The sequence below is a fragment of the Pseudomonadota bacterium genome, assembly GCA_026388215.1.
In the GTDB taxonomy this organism is placed as follows: domain Bacteria; phylum Desulfobacterota; class Syntrophorhabdia; order Syntrophorhabdales; family Syntrophorhabdaceae; genus JAPLKF01.
Genome location: JAPLKF010000280.1, coordinates 1 through 1,694 on the forward strand (window position 1 = coordinate 1; position 1,694 = coordinate 1,694).

At 40.2% G+C, this 1,694-nt stretch carries 3 protein-coding genes; all 3 read left to right on the plus strand.

The features are described 5' to 3' along the window. The first annotated feature begins 141 nt into the window (after positions 1 to 141). The 3 genes from NTU69_12765 to NTU69_12775 all read left to right on the plus strand — a co-directional run bounded on the left by NTU69_12765 (position 142) and on the right by NTU69_12775 (position 1,370). Positions 142 to 471 (plus strand): transglycosylase SLT domain-containing protein, encoded by a 330-nt coding sequence (locus NTU69_12765; protein MCX5804377.1) that lies wholly within the window; start codon positions 142 to 144, stop codon positions 469 to 471. Positions 472 to 855: 384 nt separating this feature from the next. Continuing rightward, positions 856 to 1,104, plus strand: coding sequence for a type II toxin-antitoxin system RelE/ParE family toxin (locus NTU69_12770; protein MCX5804378.1), 249 nt, complete (start codon positions 856 to 858; stop codon positions 1,102 to 1,104). A 14-nt stretch (positions 1,105 to 1,118) separates the two neighbouring features. Next, positions 1,119 to 1,370 carry a type II toxin-antitoxin system Phd/YefM family antitoxin gene (locus tag NTU69_12775; protein ID MCX5804379.1) on the plus strand — a complete coding sequence of 84 codons (252 nt, stop codon included), beginning with the start codon at positions 1,119 to 1,121 and terminating at the stop codon, positions 1,368 to 1,370. Positions 1,371 to 1,694 lie beyond the last annotated feature (324 nt).

The window sequence follows — 1,694 nt, forward strand, 5'->3', positions numbered from 1 at the left end:
TAATCAGGTTTATGAGAAAGGATGTAGAAGAGTTTCTCCTTTCAAAAAAAGGTTATACCTCTCTTGAGGAGGAGAAATGTTTGAGGTTCAAATCCCTGTCCTGCAAGATTTTGAGGATGAAAGGTTAAGAAATTAAGAGAAATGAAAACTTCCATAATTTTTACTGTCTTATTTCTGTTAATTCTTACCCTCGCTTCAAAGGTAGACCATGCAATATACGAGAATCCTATCACTGACAGATTGATTAAGGCAATAATACAGGTTGAATCGGGTGTTAATCCAAAGGCGATAAGCGAAAAGGGCGCTTATGGGCTTATGCAGATAAGGCATAAGGTATGGGTGAAGGAATTAAAGAAGGCAGGAATTATTACGACAAAACAATGTCTGTTTGACCCTGAGAAAGATGTGAAGGCATGGTCCATAAATCATGGGCATGGGTATACTTCTTTGGTGTCCGGATGTATAACCTAAGCCATAAGCACTCAAACCCTTTAACAAAAAGCAAAGGTCTTTATATCTGCATAGGGACAGTACGCATCGAAACAGGGCAAGAGGTAATCTTCGACAGATACAAAGAGACACAAAGTACCTTTTATGATGGGGCGGGGTGAATGCGTAATTCTTCCTGAAAGACGCAACGTGTTGTCCTTTTCCGTTGACCAATAATACAACTGGTAATTGTGGACAAAATACCCGTAAAAAACGATGGTCGTTTAAACCTGATATTACCGGACAATTACGAATTACTCTGATAATTTTGTCTTTGCTATTGTTTTTTTGATAGGCGAGAGTATAATATTAAAGGAACGGAAAAAATACGATGGTCGTATATTAATTGTTCGCCCATAAGGAAAAATGAAATATAACATAAAATTCAAACCTAGGGCGGTTAAAGACATTGAGGCCTTTCATTCAAGGATTCAGGGTCGTATTCTTGATAAAATTGAAGAGATGAGCGATAATTTACGCGGAGACGTTAAACGCCTTACTGATTCTACGCCCGAGTATCGATTGCGTGTTGGGGACTACAGGGTTCTGTTTGAAATTGAAGGGAGGGCGATCGTTATCTATCGAATACGGCATCGCCGTGAGGCATACCGATAAATGGAGGTTTAATCATGGTTACACTGAACGCGCAGATCATAAAAAAAGAAGGAAGAAAAGAATACGTCATTCTACCCTATGAAGAATTCCTGAAGGTCCAAGAGGAACTCCATAACTACGAAGACCTTCGCTGCCTTAGGGAAGCCAAGGAAGCAGAAAAGGATGCTCCAACCATTGGTATAGATGAGCTCAAGCGCCAAATGGGAGGGCGAACAAGGCGTTCCACCGGATTGCGTACCTTGCCCAAAAAGCGGGCTTCCAGGTGAACTTTGTGTTATACCACATTATAAACCGTAATCAACAATTCTCCAGTGTGTGTCCCGTGCAAGTCTTGTAGATGAAGCACGCAATTGAGAAAAATTGATAGCTGGTCAACTGTAGCGTAACGCAAGATGTCCAGTTATGATTTTTGCGATAGGTTGTAACCCAGATTGAATGAGTAGTCGTTTACCTGTTAGCCCTTGAAAAGAAACGAATTGCGCTGCCCTGTATAGCCTCTTTAGGAGAACAAAATTTATTAATACTGACATCATTCCTGCAAACTACATAAAACTCAATATGAAAACCCTTTAGAACCTCAAGAATCTTGT

Coding starts and splice junctions, on each gene's coding strand:
- NTU69_12765 (MCX5804377.1), top strand. CDS start 142: ATGAAAACTTCCATAATTTTTACTGTCTTATTTCTGTTAATTCTTACC.
- NTU69_12770 (MCX5804378.1), top strand. CDS start 856: ATGAAATATAACATAAAATTCAAACCTAGGGCGGTTAAAGACATTGAG.
- NTU69_12775 (MCX5804379.1), top strand. CDS start 1,119: ATGGTTACACTGAACGCGCAGATCATAAAAAAAGAAGGAAGAAAAGAA.